This window comes from Nitrospira sp. (assembly GCA_016715825.1).
Classification (GTDB): domain Bacteria; phylum Nitrospirota; class Nitrospiria; order Nitrospirales; family Nitrospiraceae; genus Nitrospira_D.
In genome coordinates this window covers 351,455-372,738 of the sequence record JADJXO010000002.1, presented here as the reverse complement: position 1 = coordinate 372,738, position 21,284 = coordinate 351,455, and the positions used below count along the sequence as shown (strand labels likewise).

The following is a 21,284-nucleotide window of genomic DNA, read 5'->3' as shown; positions in this document are numbered from 1 at the left end:
TCATCCTCCTAAGCGTTGGACATCGACAAACCTTCTTCCATCAGTTTACATCAGCGAAACCCTTTACCCAATCTCCGACCGCATGCGGCCCCCGCACCCGCCCCCCACCCCCCCCCCCCCCCCCCCCCCCCCCCCCCCCCGCTCGTTCCGCGCAAACCCCCCCCCCTTCGCCCCCTTCGGTCCACCAGCCACGCGTCATCGGCCACCGACCCGCCCTCCGTCCCCGCCGCCGGCGTCCCCCCCCGGCCCCCGCCCCCCCCCGGAACCCCCTTGACCCTCGATTGGAAACAGCAACCATTCTATGAACGGCCGCACTCCAATGAATGCCGAATACATTGCTGAAGCCACGACGTAATCTGATCGAGCAAACCAGCGACTGCTCGGTTGGCGGCCAGCACCCCCCCATAGGCATTCTCGCTTGGAGCATTCTCCACCGTCTCAAAAGACCGGGTTCCGAGAATCGCCGATTCCTTCAGGTCGACAAGCTGCAGCCGAGCTGTAATTCTGACTCGACTGGGCTGTTGGATAAACTCATGCTGGAGGAGAAATCCATCCGTATCAAGGCGATAGTCCCCAGGGATCGAGCTCGGGTGTGGGATCACAGCACGCCACGTCCCGCTGTGATTAAGTGCATGGACCATCAACGGAGCAAACATGCGCACCGGTGCATCGGCCCATTCATTCACGGCAAAATATTCGATTTGGAACGGACGTTTGACGTACACCATACGTTGCGTTTCAAATCCAGGCTCCGCTTGAGGGGGACTCACGAGCAACACCGGACCATCGAGCGGTTCACGCCGGACTTCGCTCCGCTGTTCATCGAGGCTCAACTGATACGTATGGATTTCCGGTGAATCCGATCTGGGCGACAAACAGCCCGGCAGTGCAGAAATCCACAGGGCACATATGACATGAAGGAACCAATACTTCTTCATAGCATGATCGTTCCGGATCTTATTCCCCAGGACCACGTGGTCGTGCCTTCCGTCCAAATACCAACGAGCTTGGTTCTCGCTCCAACTCCCGCGCCACACGACTCAGCGTACCCGTAAGCTGTCTGAGCTCCGTGACTAATAGGCCGGCGTCGGGTAGTGTGCGTTTCGAGAATTGCTGGAGCTCCGGTTTGGATTCGTTGACGACCGTTCCAACGGTCTTACTGGTCCGGGCCAGCTCATCGGTAGCGGTTCCTAGCGCCTCGACGCTTTTATTGATGTTCGTGAGCAACGTCGGAACTTCCGCATTCAATGACGCCGTCACCTTGACGAGGTTGTCGACACTCCTCGCCGCACCGTTCAAACTTTGATCAATCTGAGTTCTGTGGGTGGCAATGGTTTGGGCAACATCTGAGAGATCCTTGATCGTGCGTTTGAGCAGCGTTTGATTTTCCTCATCGAGCATCTTCGTCACGCCTACGGCTGCGGAATCAAGATGTACAATCAACTGGGCCAAACCTTCCTCGGAAAGCAACCGAGAGACGGCCTCATCCAAGCGGAAGAACAGCGATGGGCCGGTCTTGATGACCGGATACATCTGCCCTTCTACCGCAACTAATGCTGGTGCCTCTCGGCTGCCTCCCGTCAAATTGACTGTCGCAAGACCGGTGAGCCCTTGGGTTTCGAGCACCGCAAGCGTATCCGTCTTGATCGGGGTTCCGCGGGCGATATCAAGTATCAGGAGGACTTCTTCCGGATTATCTGGCTTCAAGGCAATGTCCCTCACTCGACCTACATCGACACCGCGATATTTAACGGTCGAATTCACACTCAATCCTGCGACCGACTCCTTCATATGGGCTTCGTACCGGTCGTATAAGCCTCGATAGTCGGTCTTCCCGAGCCACAAGATCCCGACCAAAACAGCCGCTCCGAGAAACGCCACAAACGAGCCAACAAGCACATAGTTGACCTTTGGTTCCATTAGCGCCCTTTCTCGTATCTCATCGTCTGCATCTTGACCCTGAGTCTCAAGTTTCGAGTTTCACGTTTCAAGTGGCATGAGGGCATCCTCTCCAAACCTGGAACTCGAAACTGAGTGCGAACTACGCTTCACCTCTTTCGGTGGTTCCATGCCGCCTGTTCGCTTGCTGCACGCCCGCGAGGCCCTTGAAAGTATTCACGGATCACAGGATCACCCGATTGAGACAATTCCTGCATCGTGCCGATCCCAAGCACCCTTCCACCACCCAGCACGGCGACACGGTTGGCGATGCGCCATAGGGAATCCAGATCGTGTGTCACCATCACAACCGTCAAACCCAGGAGATTCTTCAATGAAAGCACAAGATCGTCGAACCCCGCGGCGATGATCGGGTCGAGTCCGGCCGTCGGTTCGTCAAGAAACAGCAATTCCGGGTCCATGACGATCGCCCGGGCCAGTGCCGCCCGCCGTCGCATACCGCCGCTGAGTTGGTTCGGATACTTCGCGGCACTGTCCGGCGGTAATCCGACCATTGCAATCTTGGTAGTCACAATATCTCGAATCAGGTCGGCACTCAAGGTGGTATGCTCCCGCAGCGGCACCGCCACATTCTCCGCCAGAGTGAACGAGCTGAATAAGGCACCATGCTGGAACATCACCCCGAATCGGCGGTGGACCGGGTGGCCATCCCCCGCTTCCAGTCGACGGCTGTCGATACCGAACAACCGTATCGTCCCGTCCGATGGTGTAATCAGACCGATAATCTCCCGCAACAAGGTAGTCTTGCCACATCCGTTCCCCCCGGCGATCGAGAAAATTTCGCCTTGGTGGATAGACAGACTAACATCCTCATGCACCACCGCCTGTCCGAACTTCGTAGCGACGTGACTTACGTCGATCACAGGTGTCTCAATATTCGTGGCCGACGGCATCAGGAACTCCCTCTTACACGCTTGCTCGTTGAAACTCAGACCCAGGATTCAAAAGCCGTCCCCCCCCCCCCCCCCCCCCCCCCCCCCCCCCCCCCCCCCCCCCCCCCCCCCCGGGCGGCCCCCCCCCCCCCCCCCCCCCCCCCCCCCCGGCCGGGACCCCCCCCCCCCTCCTTCCCCTTTGCCCCCGGCGCGAGAACGCCGCTGAGGGACTTTTTCAACATCCTGCTACAGATCCCACCAATTGAGCAGGATACTGCACAGCGCATCGAACACAATGACGAGAAAAATGCCCTGCACGACACTGATGGTAGTGTGTCGACCAACATCGTCGACTCCGCCTCGAATCTGAAATCCTTGATAGCAGCCCACGAGGGCGATGATGGCCGCAAAAAACGGTGCTTTTGCCAACCCGATGAGAAAATGCCGCAGTGGAACCGCTTCCTCAAATCGAGCGACAAACTCGGCAAAGCTCACGTTGAGCTCTCCCAAGGCAATCAGCATTCCGCCGAATACACCGACGATATCCGCGTACACCGTCAAGAGGGGAAGCGCGATGACCAGACCAAGCGATCGCGGCAACACGAGTAGGTTCATGGGTGAGACGCCCAATGTTCGTACCGCGTCTAATTCTTCCGTGACCTTCATCGTGCCGATTTCGGCCGCATAGGCCGATCCCGAACGACCCGCGATAAGGATCGCCACGATCAACGGCGCAATCTCGCGCAAAAGGGAGATCCCGACCAAATCCACGATGAAAATATTCGTGCCGAACTTTCGTAGCTGTTCGGCACCCTGATAGGCAATCACGACACCGACAAGAAACGTCAGCAGACCTGTGATCGGCAACGCTCTCACACCGTCCATCTCCACGATCCGCAAGAGCGCTCGCCACCGGATGGAACCAGGCCGCATAAGTGATCGACCGACCGCGATGGTACTTTCACCCAGGAAGGCAAGCCCATGGATCACGGAGGTTTGCCGGGATTGTAGCGCGAGCGAGACACGTTCGACCCACCGTGTTCCTCGGACAGCAGACCCGCGTTCAGCCTGAGGCCGGTCGATGTCCACCTTCCGAAGCAGTTCCGCAAATTCAGGTTTCAGCCCTTGGAGGGACGGCTGTTGGCCCTTCCGCCGCAAACCGTCCATGCAGCGCCGCAACACAAGTGCGCCTCCTGTATCCATGGCGGTGACCTCGCCGAGATCGCAGAGGACCCTCGAGGCATTCGGCCATTGAACCATTCGACCCCTCCGCTCCAACTGGGTCAAATTCGGTAGGGTCCAAGCCCCTCGACAATGAATCACACTATCTTTGACGGAGATGGTTGCCTGTTCTTCCATTCAGCCTCACTTCGTCGCTCGATCGCGAGTTTCCTTTCAAGTTCAACGTTTCAAGTCGAAACCCGACAAACCTGAAAGCTTGCACGAGATACGGTCTCCTCACAACGACTTAATGCGCTTTCCATGATCGCTTTCAGCTCAGGCCCAGTAATCACCTCGCGTTCTATCAGGAGCTTCGCGCCCTGATGGAGTGAGGCCTTTCGTTCTTCCAACATCTGCTTGACTCTTCCGTACTGCTCGTCAACGATTCGCCGCACTTCGCAATCGATCTCGCGAGCGGTCTCTTCCGAGTAGTCCCCTCTTTCGGAAGCGACAGGAAGCTGGAGAAATTGTGGCTGTCGTTCTTGCTCCAAGGTGATGGTGCCAAGCTTATCGCTCATCCCGTAGGCCTTAACCATGCTCTTTGCGATATCCGTGGCCTTCACGAGATCGTTTTGCGCTCCGGTGGACGCCTCGCCGAAGATGGTTTCTTCAGCAATTCGCCCGCCCAATAATACCGCCACTTTATTCTCTAACTCGGATTTCGTCATCAGAAACCGGTCTTCCGTCGGAAGCTGCAGCGTATAGCCGAGCGCCGCCACGCCGCGAGGAATGATCGAGATTTTCTGCACCTGATCCATCCCCGGCAAAGACATGGCGATGAGGGCATGCCCGGTTTCATGATAGGCGACCCGTTCTTTCTCCATCTTATTCAGGACGCGATTCTTCTTCTCCAAACCAGCAATGACTCGCTCGACCGCCTCGTGTAATTCGGAAATACCGACCTGATCCTTGCCACGGCGCACAGCTAACAACGCCGACTCATTGATGATGTTAGCCAAATCAGCTCCGGAGAATCCGGGGGTCATCGCGGCGATGTTTTCAAGATCAGCGTCTGGACCAAGCGCCACCTGCTTAGCATGCACGCGAAGAATGGCGAGGCGACCGATCTTGTCCGGACGGTCCACCACCACATGGCGATCGAACCGGCCGGCTCGCAGCAACGCAGGATCAAGAATCTCAGGGCGATTGGTCGCTGCCATGAGAATGACCCCGATGCGAGGATCGAAACCGTCCATCTCGACCAGCAACTGGTTGAGCGTTTGCTCCCGTTCCTCATGCCCCATGGGCCCCGCGCCACGCGCTTTCCCAAGTGCATCCAACTCATCGATGAAAATAATGCAGGGAGCTTTGAGTTTTGCCTGATCGAATAGATCACGGACCCGGGCTGCTCCGACCCCGACGAACATTTCCACAAATTCAGATCCGCTGATGCTGAAGAAGGTCACGCCAGCCTCACCAGCCACAGCACGGGCCAGTAATGTCTTGCCGGTCCCCGGAGGTCCGACGAGCAAGATCCCCTTGGGAATCTTGCCGCCGAGCTTGGTGAACTTCTCCGGCGTCTTGAGGAACTCGATCACTTCACGCAGTTCTTCTTTGGCTTCGTCCACACCGGCGACATCGGCAAACGTCACCTTGATGTCCTTCTCCACGTAGATCTTCGCTTTGGATTGCCCGACTTGCATGAATCCACCTTGGGCCTGACCAAACCGACGAAAGATAAAGAACCAGATACCGACGAACAGGGCGACCGGAATGATCCATGACAGGAGATCGCGCAAAAAGGTGGATTCAATAACACCGGTGAAGGTGACTCCATGCTGGTTGAGCTCACGGACGAGATCCGGATCATCAACCCGCACGGTCCTGAAGGCTTTCTGTTCTTTCGAGTCCCCATCGGGCTTCAATTTCCCGGTCAACACCTGGCTGGTCACCGAAACCTCAGCAACCTTGCCCTCCGTAACTAGCCGCTTGAATTCACTGTATGGAAGTTCTTCGACTTGGTTCAGAGCCAGAATGAAGTCGTGTACGATCACGACCGCCATGACGGCAAGCAGCACGTACCAAATCGAAAAGGAGACTTTCTTGTTCATCGTTCGCGATCCTCTACGAGTAATACACGTCTTTTGACATACGAACCGCTAAAACATGAAATAGGCCCCGAGGCCGATTGATTCGATCTTCTGGTTGATCGCAAACAGGCCATAAGGGTTAAATCCATGGAAGTAGTTTGCCAAGATTCGAAAACGCCGGAGCGAGCCTGTTCGGGACCATTCAAACCCGCCGAGCACATTGGTATCGATAATCCACTCATGTGCCTGTATCGACTTGAAATCAGCCGACAGCACCGGGGTCACGACAAGCCGGTCGAGGAACGGCACCAAGATCCGAGTACGCATGGATGGAGCCCGTGCTTCGAATCCCCATTGCACCTTCCCACGGTCGAAGGTGGCCGGTTCTCGATGCACCAGATACCCGCCTCCTCCATAGACACGCAGCCACCTATAGTCGTAGGAGAGAATCCCATCCACTTCCTCAAGGATAAACGTAATCGGCTTGAATCCTGGATTAGCCCCCAAAAACTCATCACCGATGTGGCTGCTCTGGTGATAATAGCGCAATCGTGCAGACCAATTGCCTGAGCGCCAGGTAATCGGGATGCCGACATTGAAGTCCGTGTTGACCAGTTGGGCATTCTTTTCATCTAAGTCGAATTGGGCAAAAATCCCGGTGAGCAGACTGATCTGCCACCCATTGCACCCGTCTCGCCTCGTGTAGAAGCCAAAGTTTTCTCCAATCGCCACGGACCCGATATTGGAGGATGTACGGTCTGTGCGTGATCGCGTCGACCGCCAGTTCGCAAAGAACTGCGGCTGCTTCGGATCGGCCAACAGCGGACGGAAGACATCGTCGGAAGGAAACGCCTCTCCATCAGTTTGGCCATCAGTTTTCTCATAGGCTTGTCCATGCCGACAATCGAGCGGTACCTTTATGTTCGCCCCATCCGGATTCTTGTCGGCTGTCTCGTCAGCATAGGCTTGTCCCGCTAACAAGGCAGAAAGAGACAATATTCCGACAATCCATCCAATACAAGACAGCACTCCCCGGCCCATACCCTTCCTCCCCATTTGCAATTTTGTATGATGTACGCTGGACACCTTTCATACGGCCCCTTCGATAGCATATTTGGGGAGAACATTCATAGATATTGAAAGGCATCGCTGACTAGAATCACGATCTTATGCGGGCTACGTTATCCTCACCATGGAGCGGTTCACCGTTTATCCGTGCCTCCTGTGCACAGACTTCCGGCTCACGGTCCACTTCCACTGGCTGATCTCCGGCATATCTTCCCCATATTCCGCGATGTACTGTTTGTGTTCGATGCGCTTATCACGAAGGGCCTGCTTGGCATAGTCGGCCTGCGAGCCATGAAGCGGTATCCGATCGATCACATCCGCAACCAGATGAAAGCGATCGATATCGTTCATCACGGTAATGTCGAAGGGAGTGGTGGTAGTTCCCTCTTCCTTATACCCACGCACATGCAAGTTCTTGTGATTGGTCCGCCGGTAAGTGAGCCGGTGAATCAGCCAGGGGTAGCCATGAAAGGCAAAGATGATCGGCTTGTCGGTCGTGAACAGGGCGTCGAAATCCCTGTCCGACAATCCGTTTGGATGTTCCGTGCGCGGCTGTAACTTCATGAGATCGACCACGTTGATGACGCGAACCCTGACATTCGGGAGATAGGTCCGCATCAAGAACACCGCCGCCAACGTTTCCATCGTTGGAACATCGCCGCAACAGGCCATCACGACGTCCGGCTCACTGTCCTTATCATTACTGGCCCATTCCCAGATGCCGATGCCGGCCGTGCAATGCTTGACTGCGGCATCTATGTCGAGCCATTGGAGTGCCCGCTGTTTGCCCGCCACGATGACGTTCACCTTGTTGCGACTGCGGAGACAATGATCGGTGACAGACAGGAGCGTATTCGCGTCGGGTGGCAAATACACACGGATCACCTCGGCTTTCTTGTTGACGACATGGTCGATAAACCCAGGATCTTGATGACTGAAACCATTATGATCCTGTCGCCAGACGTGGGAGGACAACAAATAATTCAACGAGGCGATCGGTCGCCGCCACGGGATATGGTTGCAGACCTTGAGCCATTTGGCATGTTGATTGAACATCGAGTCGATGATGTGAATGAAGGCCTCATAGCAGGAAAAGAAGCCGTGCCGGCCGGTCAGGAGATACCCCTCCAACCACCCCTGACATTGGTGTTCACTGAGCATCTCCATGACCCTTCCATCCGGCGCTAGATGATCGTCATGCGGAAGGCGGTCCGCCATCCAAGCCCGATTCGTCACTTCCAAGACGTCTTGCCAGCGATTGGAATTGTTTTCGTCCGGACTGAACAAGCGGAAATTGCGTTGGTCCATATTGAGCTTCATTGTGTCCCGCAAAAATGCCCCCATCACGCGGGTGGATTCCGCTTCGAGAGCGCCGGGGCCTGAAATTGTGACGGCATACTCTCGAAAATCAGGTAGCCGTAGATCCTTGAGCAGCAGCCCGCCGTTGGCATGGGGATTTGCGCTCATGCGACGGCTTCCTCTCGGCGCCAGCTCTGCCAATTCAGGACGAAGAGCGCCCGTCTTATCGAACAGCTCGTGGGGTTTGTAGCTCTTCATCCACCGTTCAAGGATCTTGATATGGCCCGGCTTGTCCATGTCGCCCATCGGCACTTGATGGGATCGCCAGTAGTCTTCGGTCCGTTTGCCGTCGATCTCCGGCGGGCAAGTCCAGCCTTTCGGCGTCCGGAGGACGATCATCGGCCAGAGCGGCCGCTCCATAGAACCATTTCGGCCTGCATCGTCCTTGATACGTTCAATGTCCCCCACGATGGCATCGAGCGTGGCAGCCATCCGTTCATGCATCTCCCGCGGATCGCTACCCTCGACATAATGGGGGCTATACCCATAGCCACGCATCAGGTGATCCAGCTCATCGTGACTGATTCGAGCCAGCACGGTCGGATTCGCAATCTTGTAGCCGTTCAGATGGAGAATCGGCAGGACAACGCCGTCGGTGACCGGATTGAGAAACTTATTGGAGTGCCAGCTTGTCGCGAGCGGACCGGTCTCCGCTTCGCCGTCGCCGATCACACAAGCCGCAATCAAGTCGGGATTGTCGAAGACGGCCCCATACGCATGTGAGAGGGCATATCCCAGTTCGCCCCCCTCGTGAATGGACCCCGGTGTCTCCGGCGCCACGTGGCTGGGAATACCGCCGGGGAAAGAGAATTGCTTGAACAGGCGTTTCATCCCGCACTCATCCTGCGCGATATTCGTATAGACTTCCGAGTAGGTACCCTCGAGATAGGCGTTCGCAACGAGCCCAGGACCGCCGTGACCTGGCCCGGTGATATAGATCATGTTGAGGTCGTGTTCGTTGATAATGCGGTTCAGGTGGACATAGATGAAGTTCAATCCCGGCGTCGTCCCCCAATGGCCGAGCAGCCGCGGCTTGATGTCAGCCCGCGTGAGCGGCTTCTTCAATAAGGGATTGTCAAAGAGGTAGATCTGACCGACTGACAGATAGTTAGCCGCACGCCAATAGGCATCCATGTGCTTCAGCATTTCAGGGCTCAACGTCTTGGATTGTGTTCGTTGCATAACCTCCTCATTGTTTATCCTCATGACCCGGCTCTGATCAGCTCTAACACGGACCGCGCGATCTCACTTTCTTCGTCCGTATGAATGACTCGCACGGTCACGTTGCTGCTATCATTGGAAATCACAACTTCACCTGCTTCATTGCGCACAGGATCGATGATAATGCCGAGAAAATCCAACCCTTCGCAGATGCGCGCGCGGATGATCGGTGCATGCTCTCCGATCCCAGCGCTGAATACCAATGTATCCAACCCACCCAACACCGCCGCCAATGAACCGATGGACTTTTTGGCGTGATAACAAAACAGTGCGACCGCCTCGGCTGCCCTCGCATCGTTGCCTTCCTCCCTGAGGAGATCGCGCATATCGGAACTAGTCTCTGAAACGCCGAGCAAGCCCGACTCGGTATTGACCATCTGGTGAAACTGATCCACCCGCATGCCTTCCGTCCGAGCAAGATACGCGACAAGCCCCGGATCGAGATCCCCCGAGCGCCGGCTCATGGGAAGGCCGGAAGTCGGCGTAAACCCCATGGTCGTGTCGACAACTTTTCCGTTTTTGACCGCCGCCATGCTCGCGCCATTGCCGAGATGAGCCAGGATGACACGACCATTGACCTCGTGCGGAGTACCGACCCGCCCCAACTCTCTCAAGAGAAAGGCATAGGAGAGACCATGAAATCCGTATCGTTGAACGCCCAGCTTTTCATACCGTCGAGGAATGGCCAGGAGACGAGCCACAGGCGGCAGATCACGGTGAAAGGCAGTGTCGAAGCAGGCGACTTGCGGAAGATGCGGGTACCGTTGCGCCAACCCCTTGATGAGTTCAATCTGACCCGGGAGATGTTCAGGATCATAGGCACTCAACCGCTGTAACTCGTCCATCACAACCGGTGTCAGCGGTTGAGGAGCACGATAGCGTGGGCCACCATGTACGACTCGATGCCCTATTGCGACCAGTGGACGGTGCGCTTGTCGGTCTGTGACACAGCTGAGCAGGGGCTCGATGCAGGCGGCATGGTCCGGCACAGCTACCACCTGAGAACCAACGGTGGCGCCTCCCTCATGTGTCCATCTCATTGTCCCTTCCGACGAACCGATACGATCAATCGAACCGGACAGCTCACGAACCGGAGTCGTCCCAATGCGAAACAACGCAAACTTGAGCGTCGATGATCCTCCATTGATCACCAGGATCAAGCCGTCGCTGGAAGCCGAAATGGACTCCGTCATGAAAGTTCCATAATCAGACTTCCCATCAAGCCATGCCGCTATTCACGTCGGAGATACTCCCCGACCAATCGATATGCATTATGGAGATATTGGGCCATCATCCTCTGAGTATTGAAAAACCCGCCGTTCAACGCAATCGCATGCCGCATGATCCCGATGAAGCGTTCATGATCATTGTAGTAGCAGGGCAAGACCTTTCGTTCTAGTTTGTCATACAGCGCCGCGGCATGGCACGCATCCATGTCCCCACTTGGCTCGGAGCAGGCTTCGATCCGATCGCCGATCGCCCAGCCGGTCACATCCTCCACATGCCCCTCGACCCACCATCCATCGAGGACGCTCAGACTTGGCACACCATTGACCGCCGCCTTCATGCCGCTGGTTCCTGAGGCCTCCATCGGCGGGAGAGGCGTGTTGAGCCACACATCCACACCGGCACAGAGCAGTTTTGCGAGCGTCATGTCGTAGTTCGCGAGATACGCGACCCGAACCTTCCCCCGCAAGGCATCGCGGAGTTCATGAATTCTCTGAATAATGTTTTTCCCATCCTGGTCACGTGGATGTGCCTTGCCTCCGAAAACGATCTGAACCGCTCCGATCTGTTCGGCAATCTTGGCCAACCGTTCGAGATCGTGAAAGATCAGAGTCCCTCGCTTGTAGGCCGCCGCCCGCCTGGCAAACCCGATCGTCAACACATCGCGGTCGAACCCGGCATTCGACTCGCGATTCACATATTCGACCAATACCCGCTTGGCCGCGCTGTGCGCATCCCATATGTCGTGATCGGGAATGCTGATCGCGTATCGAAGCGAGAGTTGATCGCGCCGCCAGTCAGGCAAACGCCGGTCGTAGAGCGATTGAAAAGCGGGAGCAGCCCAGGTCACCGCGTGGACACCGTTCGTAATCGAGTGAATCGGGTACCCAGGGAAGAGGCTATGCGACACCTCGCCGTGTTTCATGGCGACCCCATTCACGAACCGTGAGCCACCCAACGCAAGTTGCGTCATGTTCAAACTATGGTCATGCCCACAGGCCTTGAGCCATGCACAGCGCCGGTCGCCGAGCACCCGATGGGCCAGGTCTTGGGGAAATTGATCATGCCCCGCCGGCACCGGCGTATGGGTCGTAAACACACATTGTTCGCGAACGGCGTCGACCAGATCGGCTGGAACACCCTCCTCATAGGACCTCGACGTGAGTTTTTCTTCCAGCAAGGCGAGCACGAGCAAGGCCGCGTGCCCTTCATTCATATGAAATCGGCGGAGGTGCCCGTAACCGAGTGCCCGGAGTATGCGAAATCCGCCGACTCCCAGCACAAGCTCCTGGCAGAGTCGATAATAATCGTCTCCGCCATAGAGCCGATCGGTGAGCGTCCGGTCCCATGGCTGATTCTCGGGAAGATCCGTGTCGAGCAGGTAGACCGGCACCTCATCTCCTAACTCTCCCTTCACACGGTATTGCCAGGCTCCCACATGTACCGTCCGATCCTCGAGTTCGACCGTGACACGCGAGCGTACAGGATTGCAGAAATCATTGATCGGCCAGGCCACCGGCTCTTCACGCTGCCGGCCCTGTTCGTCCAACCGTTGATAAAAATATCCCCGCCGATGCAGGAGTGTGACCGCCACCATGGGAATTTGGAGATCGGCGGCAGATCGAACTGAATCTCCCGCCAACACCCCCAACCCACCTGCATACGTCGGCATGGCGGGATCGAGACCGATTTCCATAGAGAAATAGGCGACCAGCGGGCTTCGCCCTCCAACCACCTCTCTGATCAGTCCATCAGTCATTGCGATATCTCCCCACCGTTCTACTCTAAGGAGGTCTCACCCCTAAGACAATCTAAATGCACAAGTCTCATCCGTTTTTTAAAAACCGACCAGGGACACCGGACTACACAACCTGATCATTCCGCAACTTCACCACTAACTCCTTCTTCGTCATCAGAATAGATCCGAGGCCTATCACGATCGTCAACATCGTGATCACTCCTCCGACCAACGGTAGGAGAGAGAGAATGAAATAGACGACGAGTCCTGCGATGAAGGCTCTTGTCGTTGAAGATGGGGCCGAAACCAAACTTAGAAGCCGTTGCCCAAGCCACAACATGACGAATACCCGTCCCAGATAGAGGGTCACGACATACATCGCCGCCAGCATCAGTCCGATCGGGATTCCCAGAATCGAGACCATGCATAAGGCAATCAGCAGCGGAACGCCGAACAACAATGCGCCGCCGACTCCGAGCACAACCCAGGGCCGTTCTTGAATCTTCAACGTGACCCGCGACGTGAAGATGGGGTAGATATGCAGGAGCAGAAGGCCGAGCAACAAGGTCGAGGTGAAGCTGATCAACCCGGCAATAAGCTTCACTCCCGCAAGCCCCCGTTTGGCTTCCTCGCCTTTGAAGACTTCCGGGATGGGATGCCGTGTGACGGTGCCGCGCACGGTGGCTCCCTCATCGATCGACGGTTCATCGTCGCTCCAATATCTGATGTTTTTTCCGACCGACGCCCTGGAGGTGAGACGAATCGCCGGTGACGCGACAGCAAAATCTCCGCCGATCGCCTTGGACAGCGTAACATTGCCTGCACCGATCCGGACATTGCCGTCGATCGATCCCCCAAGCAACAGATTCCCGGCGCCGATCACGGCACTCCCTGTGAGATGCGAGGAATCAGTCAGATGCACGTCTCCGCCCGCGATGGTTGCGTTCCTGTGAATCTTGCCGCTGAGCGTCACTGTCCCTCCGGCTATCCTGGCATCCTGTGTGACCTCCCCCGATACCCGCACTTCACCACCGGCCACGATCAAATCCCCGTCCACGATTCCGTCCACTAGCACCTCTGCCCCTGCGGCATAGACGTCACCGTGCACCGTCCCTGAAATCTCCACATGTGGGCCAAAGGCAAAGTAATCGCCCTGCACTTCCTGCCCGGCACGCAAGACCACGCGCCTCTGCCATTCGACCTGATCCGCTGAGTCTTCAGCCCATATAAGACCAGGCGCTAACGGATACACAATCACCGCAAGGAGCACGCTCATGACTCTCAGAGAGATGCTCGACACGTTGTACGTAGGTGATTCGGCCATCGTTGCACCTCGCGTAGGGAAAGTGGACGGTGACGGCTATGGTAAGGACAAGACACCCACTGCCTTCCCTGTTTGTCGCGCTTCACTTCCAAGCGACTGTGCAAAGAGGAGACCTTATTCCCCAGGTACGGCTGGTGCTCGAAAAGCTCAAGATCGTTTAGGCTTTTTGCGGTTCTGAAGAACGGGGAGAGGGAGGCGTGGAGTCTTGCTACAGTCCCATAAACAAGCCCTGTAGCGGAAGACCACATTCATCCAGGATCACGGGCCGAAGGCCTGAAGACTTTCGCCGCACAATCCCGAGATTAGGGCGCAACGACAAGGTCGTGGAGACCGAGAAAGACGAACCCAGGCATCGAGAATGTTCCATCGAATCCGTTCAACGGCATCCTAGAACTATCAAGACGGGCAATCGCGCGGCCAAAGACGTTTGGATCTGCCCCACCCCTTGGTCCCCCCTGGGAAAGAAACCCGCTGTTTGGGCGGTTCCCCCCGCGTTCCCCGGCGCCCCCCCGGTGCCCCCCTCCCCCTTCTCGCCCGCCCCCCCCCCCCCCCTCGTCCCGCCGTGTCCCCCGCGTGGCGCGCCGCTTTTGGCGCGGGTGGCCCCGGGCCCCCCCCGGCCCCCCGCGCGGCGGGCCCCGCCCGAAGAGGGTGTTTTGGGGGGGCCGTGGGGCCCCGGCGCGCGGGGGGGGGGCCCCCCCTCGTCGCTGGGGGGGGCCCCCGTCCCCCCCCCCGTTGCGCCCCTTGTCCCCCGGCGGGGGCGCCCCCCCCCCCGTCCCCCCCTCTGGTGCGCGGCGACACACCGAGATGCTCTCCGGTTAGGGTTTCGGTACGTCCGGCCGGGGATCCTGAACGAAACCTCCCCGGTTCGGCATGGAGATGACCGGCAGTGATTGGGCATCAAGCACGAGATCCTTGGCTATGATCCCGTTCTGGTACAGCAGCCAGGCCACGATTGAGTAGACCTCGTTCGGTGCGAGACTTTGCGGAGCAGAAAAGGGCATCGCGCGATGAATATAATCGTAGAGCGTGGTGGCATAAGGCCAATAACTGCCGATGGTCTTGATCGGTTGTTGGCTCGCCAACGTGCCGACGCCACCGACCAAGCGATCCATCGGGCCTTCCTGACCCGTGGTACCATGACAGGCTGCGCAGCGAGCGGCAAAGAGAGACGCTCCCTCCTGAACCGTCCCCCGCCCAAGAGGCAATCCTTCTCCCGTCGGCGCTACATCAATGTTCCACGCCTGGAGCTCCTGGTCCGTGGCGGCCTGTCCTATTCCATAGCTGTGCGTAGGTTCCTGTCGGTTGATTGTCTCGCCGGCCCACAGGTTCCCGCAGCCCAGGCTCAGGATGGCGGTCAGTCCCACTGAGAGGATGTTACGACTGCACATGGCTCACGTGCCCATCTGCGGCAATCTGCCAACTCTGGATCGCATTGTAATGGTAGAAGGAGTTTATCCCCCGGACCGCCACCAAGGAAGCGTGATCCGGCTGCCGGTACCCGGTCTCATCCTGACAGCGGCTTTGTAGAATCACGTCCTCTCCGCCCCATCGCCAGGGCAGACAAAATCGCGTATGGCACTTGGGCAACACAGGATCCTGTAGGGCCGCTCGCTGCCAGGATCTTCCTCCGTCGACGCTCACCTCGACCTCTGTGATACGACCCCTGCCGCTCCACGCCAAGCCACGGATTTCGATGAATCCCGGTTGGATGCGTTGTCCGCCTGAGGGAGAGGTGATGACGGACTTCGCCTCCATGAGCATGGTGAATTGGCGCGCCGTGCCGTCCGGCATCAAGTCCGTATAGTGCGACGTCTCTTCACGAGTCATAAAGGGTGCCCGGCCGAGTTTCAATCGTCGTAACCATTTAATGCAGGTATTCCCTTCCCAGCCTGGGATGACCAGGCGAAGCGGATAGCCCTGTTCCGGACGAAGCGGTTCGCCGTTCTGGGCATAACACACCATCGCCTCATCCAGGACGGATTCCAGCGGAAGGCTGCGTGTCATGGCTGCCGCATCGCTCCCTTCTGCCAAAACCCAGGACGCCTCGGGACTCACCCCGACTTCGCGCAAGAGGGTCTTGAATGCCACGCCGGTCCATTCACTCGTACTCGTCAGTCCATGGGTCTCTTGCACGGTCTTTCCGGTCGGCCCACGCCATTCGATGGCCGAATTACCGGAACATTCGATGAAAGCTAACCGTGAGACGGCGGGGAACCGCTTCAGATCGTCTACGGTGAAGGTCCAGGGCTGGTCCACCAACCCATGAACAAGAAGCCGGTGGTGCGCCGGGTTGATCGTCGGCACCCCATTGTGATGTCGTTCGAAGTGCAATGCCGAGGGAGTCAGAATCCCGTGAGAGTCTTGCAGCGGTGTCAACGAAGCGGACTGGGCACGAGGCATACGGGTGGCCGTTTCAAAGGTTGACCGTTGCCCATAGGGCGTGGGAGCCTTGCCCGGTACGCGGGTCGGATCGTCCGGCGCCACCGGCGTGGCCGTGTCCGCGGATCCTGTCACGGACTGGAGCACGATCGCGCCCACCATGCTCGCCGCTCCCGCGAGGAGACTCCGACGATTTAACAGCGAGGCGCCTTCCGCTTCAGGTTGCCTCTCATCTCCGGCCGGTTCATCCGTTTCAAGGCGTCTTGTCATACCGTGCTCGTGCATGGGTCAGCAGCTAGGTCTCGCGGCTGACCACGGTTCCGAATGAATGACCCCGTCGGTGGATTCTAAGTAGTCGGTGAAAAGGTTTCAACCCTGTCACCCCCAACTCCTTACCCTCTATTCGAATTGTCTACGAAAACGCCAAAGGCCAAGCCCGAACATCGTTCCGCCCAAAAGGGCCATCGCCAAGATGGAGTCCCACAGCAACTCAAGTCCGACTCCCTTGAGCAACACGCCATAGGTCACATCGATATAGTACCGGAGTGGAGACAGTGCCATGAGGGACTGGACCCATGGAGGCATGGCTTCAAACGGTGTCGTGATGCCCGACAGCAACAACATGGGCGCGATCACCAGCAAAGCGACCATCCCGACCTGTGCCTGGTTCTTGGTGACGGTGGCGGCAAACAGACCGAGCCCGGCGGTTGTGAAGCTGTACAGCATCGTGACCAGAAAGAACAGGGAGACGCTGCCCCTTGATCGGCACACCGAAGACCGGCTTGAGCACGGTCACCATCGCAAGCGCCGTGGCGGCCAGTATCACCAGCGTCATGGCCAGCACCTTCGACAGCATGATCTGAAGGGGCGTGACGGGGGACACGAGCAACTGCTCAACGGTTCCATGCTCTTTTTCGCGTACCAACGCCGCGGCAGGCAGGAGAAAGCCGAACAGCGTGATCATGCGCAGGATATGGGAGATGGACTGGAACCAGGTTTCGTCCTGATCTTGGTTGAACCAGACTCGATGGGCGCTGTTGATCACCGGCATTTGCATGTCGTCGCCCGAGGCGGCACCGAGTCGAGACTGGGCGACGTCGAAGGAAAATTCCCCGACGATACGGGCGGCATAGGCAGCTGCCGACAGCCCTTGCGGCGCATTGGTGGTGTCGACCTGCAATTGAACTGCAATCGGTTCCCACCCAAGGATTGACTCATGAAACCGTGGAGGGATGTCAAGCAGCACCATGGCGGTTCCTTGGTCGAGCCGCGCCAGGCCTTCCTTCGGGTCCGATACCTCTCCGTCGAACCGGAAATAGGGTTCGCGGAACCGATGGATTAATTCTCGTGAAGATTCACTGTGGTCGTCGTCATGCACCAACAGGCTGGCGTTGGTTAATTGCATCGCGATTCCTGCGCCGCTGATGTACACGGAGAGCGAGAAGGAATACAGCAGAAACAACAGCAACGGAACGTCGCGCCCCAACTGAAGCAACTCCTTCCGTGTCATAACGAACAGACGAAGTGCCCACAAGCGCACGGCTTCGAAACTCGAACCCTCGTTCCTATTCACCCGTTCCCCTCACTCAAGCCAGCTCCCCGGCCGCACCTGTTCAGGTCTTCGGCCGTTTTGTGAAGAGACCATAGGCCACCAGCCGCAACACGACGGCAAAGACTGCCAGCGCGAACAAGTCGGTCCACATGGCGTTCAGGTCCAGCCCTTTGAGAAAACTTCCTCGCACCACGTCGGTGTAGTACATGGCGGGGAACAAATGGGCCTGGATCTGAGCGCCGGGGCTTAGCGATGACACCGGAACGAGCAAGCCAGAAAAGAGAAGGGTCGGAACCATGGCAATGATGATGGTAATGATCAGCGCCGCCATTTGCGTCCGTACCAAGAGAGAGATGATGAGCCCAATGCCGGTGGCGCACAGGACAAAGAACAACGAGGCCGCGAAAAAGACCATGAAACTTCCTTTGAACGGGACCCGAAAAATCGAGACAGCCAGCAACCACAGCACCACGACGTTGATCATCGAGATGATGAAATACGGAACGAGCTTGCCGATCAAAAACTCCGCCTTGCTGACCGTCGCGCTATAGATGTTATAAATCGAGCCCGTCTCTTTTTCTCGGACCACCCCCAAAGCCGTGAGCAATGGTGACGCCACCATCAACGCGAACATGATCAGGGCCGGCACCATCGACCACGTACTCCGAACTTCTTGGTTATACAGGTACCTTGTCTCGATGGACACAGGCTCCACGAATCGGCGCGCCTCCTCCGGCACAAGTCCTCTCGTGCGCGCCAGGAAATCTGTGAGCAATTCCTGGGTGAACGCACTGTTGATCGCAATCACATAGCCCTTCAAGGTATCGGCGTGCAATGGGAACGTACCGTCCAGCAGGGTTTGGATCGCCACGGGTCTTCCCGCCAGGAGCCGTTCTTCAAACCGATCCGGCACGATGATCGCCATCCGAATCGCCGTGTCACCCAGCAACCGATCGATGTCCCGTTCATTGTAGATGGATCCACGGTAGTCGAAATAGCGGGATCCCATGAACCGATAGAGGTAGTCTCGGCTCAGCGACGACTGATCTCGATCCAACCACGCGAATGGAACATGCTCGACGTCCAGCACTAACCCATGCCCGAACACCACCATCCACAGCGGCGGCAGTAAAAAGGACATGAGCAGGAACAATCGGTCGCGGACCGTTTCTTTCCATTCCTTCGTCGCCACGGCCGCGATTCGCCTCAGGTTCATGCCGCCTCCTCCTGCTTGGCCGCCTGTTCCAACGCCATGACTCGGTAGACAAACACGTCTTCCAAACTCAGCGGCCGCTCATGGATAGAGGCGACCCGTACCCCGCTCCCTTCCAACGCTTGACGTGCGCAGTCCTTGTCTCGAAGCGGGTCACGACAAAAGAAATGGAGTTTGGTCCCAAAGAGCGCCGCCCCGTGAAACCCGGCTTGCCGCAGATGCACCACCGCCTTGGCCGGTTGATCGGCAACGACTTCATACAGGCGGCCCGCCTTCTGCTCGACTTGGCGTTTCATATCCGCCGGGGAGCCCTCCGCCACGATCCGTCCCGCATACATGAGGGCCAGATTGTCACAGTGCTCGGCCTCGCTCATATAGTGGGTGGTGATCAGAATCGCGACACCGTCCTCACGCGCGAGCCGTGACAAGATCTCCCAGAAGTGGCGGCGCCCGATCGGATCGACCCCGGAGGTCGGTTCATCGAGAAACAAGACGCGAGGGTTGTGCACCAAGGCGCAGCCGAGCGCCAGCCTTTGCCGGACTCCCATCGGCAGTCGACTGGTCAAGCTCGATTCGTACCCCGACAATCCCGCCATGGTGATGATCCACCGATACCGTTCGGCCATGGCGCGCTCATTGAGTCCGTAAATCCCGGCGAAGAGCCTGATGTTTTCCTCAACGGTCAAATCCAGGTAGAGCGAAAAAGCCTGAGACATATACCCGATTCGTTCCTTGATGGAACCGGCCGCCGTCCGCATATCGGCCCCCGCCACGAGTCCGGTCCCGCCCGTCGGCAAGAGGATCCCGTTCAGCATTTTGATGACGGTCGTTTTGCCCGCACCATTGGCACCCAACAGGCCGAATATTTCCCCCTGTTTGACCTGAAAACTCACTTGATCAACCGCGCGGAAGGACCCAAAATCTCTGATCAGTCCTTCGGCTTCGATCGCCGACTCATTGTGATCGTGCACTGTTGTTGATGCCGATCGTCCACCGGACGCCGGTTTATGTTCGCCATGTTGAAGCAGCAGCGCTACGAACACATCTTCCAGCTCCGGCTCCTCCACCCTGACCGACGAAGGGGCGAGGTCGCCCAGTGCAGTTTCGATCTGGAGTTGCGCTTCAGACTGATCGACCGTGGGGGTGAATACATGCAACCGAGGCCCCAACGATTCGACCTGCTTGAACGAGTGTTTCAACCGGGTTATCGCCTCGACCTGCGGTGTGGCTTCGAACGTGACGACCGACCCAGGAACCAGCGCCTGCACGTCCGTGGGAGTCCCCGAAACCAGTACCTTTCCTCTCGATAGGAAGGAAAGCCGATGAAATCTGGCCGCTTCATCCATGTACGCCGTAGAAACCAAGGCCGTCATACCTTTTTCCTGTAGCAGATCGGCCAGGATCGACCAAAAATCACGGCGCGAGACCGGATCGACACCGGTCGTCGGTTCGTCGAGAATCACCAGAGCCGGTCCATGGATGAGCGTGCAAATCAAGCCGAGCTTCTGCTTCATCCCCCCCGAGAGATTCTTCATCGGACGGTCGCGGAATCGATCGAGTCTGGTCATGGCCAGCAGTCTGGCCTTGCGTTCAGCCAAGTCCTTGTCCGGAACCAGACGAAGCTGTGCAAAGAAGTCGATATTCTCGTCGATGGACAGATCGGGGTAGAGATTGAGCCCGAGTCCCTGTGGCAGAAAACCGATATTCGGCTTGATTCGTTCGGCAGCTCGCTCGGAATCGACCCTGGTCCCGAATACGTCGACGGCACCGGCATCATAGGTCAACACCCCGGCGATCGCCTTCATCAGGCTGCTCTTGCCAGAACCATCCGGCCCGATCAGCCCGTAGATTTCTCCTCTCCTGATCTCAAGATCGACCCCGTCGACCGCCACGTCATGCTTGTAGCGCTTGACGAATCCTGACACCTGGACGATCGTGTCCGAATACTCAGAAGAATGTTTTGTTCCCATTTCTTCCATTCTCTTCAAGTTAGGACGAGTGGGGGACCCTTTACTGCGGGCATTGGGCGAGCACCATGAATTACACCCGCCCATTCCCGCATCGCCAAGACTCCGCTTTACCCGACTCGTGCTCGCTCAGCGAGCACGAAGGTTCCCCGCT

14 protein-coding genes and 1 pseudogene are annotated in these 21,284 nt (G+C 57.5%); all 15 read right to left on the bottom strand.

Annotation, left to right across the window (positions count from 1 at the left end; genetic code table 11):
• Positions 1-299: 299 nt before the first annotated feature.
• The 15 genes and pseudogenes from IPM58_07815 to IPM58_07745 all read right to left on the bottom strand — a co-directional run bounded on the left by IPM58_07815 (position 300) and on the right by IPM58_07745 (position 21,133).
• Positions 300-938, bottom strand: a complete 639-nt coding sequence (locus tag IPM58_07815) for a membrane integrity-associated transporter subunit PqiC (protein MBK9306980.1) — start codon at positions 936-938, stop codon at positions 300-302.
• A gap of 19 nt (positions 939-957) precedes the next feature.
• Entirely contained in the window at positions 958-1,920 is a 963-nt protein-coding gene (locus IPM58_07810) for an MCE family protein (protein ID MBK9306979.1), read from the bottom strand.
• A 128-nt stretch (positions 1,921-2,048) separates the two neighbouring features.
• Positions 2,049-2,852: an ATP-binding cassette domain-containing protein gene (locus IPM58_07805; protein MBK9306978.1), complete on the bottom strand. Its 804-nt coding sequence runs from the start codon at positions 2,850-2,852 to the stop codon at positions 2,049-2,051.
• Between the two features lie 225 nt (positions 2,853-3,077).
• On the bottom strand, positions 3,078-4,190 hold the full coding sequence (locus IPM58_07800) for an MlaE family lipid ABC transporter permease subunit (GenBank protein MBK9306977.1): 1,113 nt from the start codon (positions 4,188-4,190) through the stop codon (positions 3,078-3,080).
• 50 nt (positions 4,191-4,240) lie between these two features.
• The gene (gene ftsH, locus IPM58_07795) at positions 4,241-6,103 is read right to left on the bottom strand and encodes an ATP-dependent zinc metalloprotease FtsH (GenBank protein ID MBK9306976.1); all 1,863 of its coding nucleotides are present in this window, start codon (positions 6,101-6,103) and stop codon (positions 4,241-4,243) included.
• 48 nt (positions 6,104-6,151) lie between these two features.
• Positions 6,152-7,123 (bottom strand): DUF1207 domain-containing protein, encoded by a 972-nt coding sequence (locus IPM58_07790; protein MBK9306975.1) that lies wholly within the window; start codon positions 7,121-7,123, stop codon positions 6,152-6,154.
• Between the two features lie 168 nt (positions 7,124-7,291).
• Positions 7,292-9,691: a phosphoketolase family protein gene (locus IPM58_07785; protein MBK9306974.1), complete on the bottom strand. Its 2,400-nt coding sequence runs from the start codon at positions 9,689-9,691 to the stop codon at positions 7,292-7,294.
• Between the two features lie 20 nt (positions 9,692-9,711).
• A complete protein-coding gene (locus IPM58_07780) occupies positions 9,712-10,923 on the bottom strand; it encodes an acetate/propionate family kinase (protein ID MBK9306973.1) in 1,212 nt (403 codons plus the stop codon).
• Between the two features lie 38 nt (positions 10,924-10,961).
• The gene (gene glgP / locus IPM58_07775) at positions 10,962-12,716 is read right to left on the bottom strand and encodes an alpha-glucan family phosphorylase (GenBank protein ID MBK9306972.1); all 1,755 of its coding nucleotides are present in this window, start codon (positions 12,714-12,716) and stop codon (positions 10,962-10,964) included.
• A 103-nt stretch (positions 12,717-12,819) separates the two neighbouring features.
• A complete protein-coding gene (locus tag IPM58_07770) occupies positions 12,820-14,019 on the bottom strand; it encodes a hypothetical protein (protein ID MBK9306971.1) in 1,200 nt (399 codons plus the stop codon).
• A gap of 815 nt (positions 14,020-14,834) precedes the next feature.
• Entirely contained in the window at positions 14,835-15,407 is a 573-nt protein-coding gene (locus tag IPM58_07765; GenBank protein ID MBK9306970.1) for a cytochrome c, read from the bottom strand.
• Positions 15,394-16,668, bottom strand: a complete 1,275-nt coding sequence (gene soxC / locus IPM58_07760) for a sulfite dehydrogenase (GenBank protein MBK9306969.1) — start codon at positions 16,666-16,668, stop codon at positions 15,394-15,396. Before soxC ends, IPM58_07765 begins: the two co-directional genes overlap by 14 nt.
• A gap of 129 nt (positions 16,669-16,797) precedes the next feature.
• A pseudogene (locus tag IPM58_07755) lies at positions 16,798-17,908 on the bottom strand (ABC transporter permease).
• A 103-nt stretch (positions 17,909-18,011) separates the two neighbouring features.
• Positions 18,012-19,166: an ABC transporter permease gene (locus IPM58_07750; GenBank protein MBK9306968.1), complete on the bottom strand. Its 1,155-nt coding sequence runs from the start codon at positions 19,164-19,166 to the stop codon at positions 18,012-18,014.
• Positions 19,163-21,133, bottom strand: a complete 1,971-nt coding sequence (locus IPM58_07745) for an ABC transporter ATP-binding protein (GenBank protein ID MBK9306967.1) — start codon at positions 21,131-21,133, stop codon at positions 19,163-19,165. The genes IPM58_07750 and IPM58_07745 overlap by 4 nt, the downstream gene beginning before the upstream one ends.
• Positions 21,134-21,284: the final 151 nt, after the last annotated feature.